A 908-nucleotide genomic window follows, 5' to 3' on the forward strand; every position below is an offset into this window, starting at 1 on the left:
ACAGCCCGACAACCGGGGTCCCAGTGGCTGCCGCCATGTGCATCGGGCCGCTCTCATTGCCGAGAAACAGCCGGGCCTGTTTCAGCACCGCCAGCAGGCTTTCAAGCGACAGGTCACCGACGAGATTGACGACCGGCGGCGCGGTCCTGGCGACGATGCGTTCGGCGATCTCGCGCTCGTCCGGGCCGCCCACCAGGACGACGTCCAGGCCGGTCTCGCCGGCAATCTCGACGATCGCTGCTGCAAACCGCTCCGGCTGCCAACGTCGCCCCTCGAAGCTTGCACCCGCATGCACGGCGATGAAGGCATTTGGCCGCAGATGGTGTTTATCCAGGAGCGCCAATGCTTTCGCCATCTCCAATGGCAGCGGCTGAAGGTTCGGAATCACCGTGCGAAGTTCAATGCCGAGCGCTTCGAGCGGCGAGAGGTAGCGGTACAGGAAATGCTGGCCATCAAAGCCGTAGGGCTTGGCAAGGACGTTGGCGGGCTGCCGCTCCAGCATACGCAAGGGTCTTTCGGAGGGATTGTATCCGACACGGGTCTTTGCGTGGACGAGCCCGGTGAGGATGCGCGACGTCTTCGAATCGGTCAGGTCGATGGTCAGGTCGAAGCGGAAGCGGCGCAACGCCCGCACCATGGCGTAGAGCTCCTTCCCGCGCTCCAAGGGCGTGCCGCGCATGCGGTCGCGCCTGAATGCGACCACCTCGGAAGCGATACCATGGGCGATCACGAAGCTCTCGAAGCGGGCCTCGCACAGAAAGACGATGCTGGCGCCGGGGAATTCGAGCCGCAGGTTCTTGGCGAGCGCCGAGGCGAGGACGAGATCTCCTATGAACTTGGTTTGAATGACCAGGATCGAGCGGAGCGGCGCGGGAGAGATCTGCAGCATCTGTTTCCGGGAGCAATTT

Annotated in this window: 1 protein-coding gene; it reads right to left on the minus strand. The window is 63.7% G+C overall.

Annotation, left to right across the window (positions count from 1 at the left end):
* Nucleotides 1-908: glycosyltransferase family 9 protein (locus EN969_RS33100; RefSeq protein ID WP_245467646.1), on the minus strand; the 908-nt coding region annotated here is incomplete at both ends.

Origin of the sequence: Mesorhizobium sp. M7A.F.Ca.CA.003.01.2.1 (assembly GCF_003998945.1) — a bacterium.
Lineage (GTDB): Bacteria > Pseudomonadota > Alphaproteobacteria > Rhizobiales > Rhizobiaceae > Mesorhizobium > Mesorhizobium ciceri.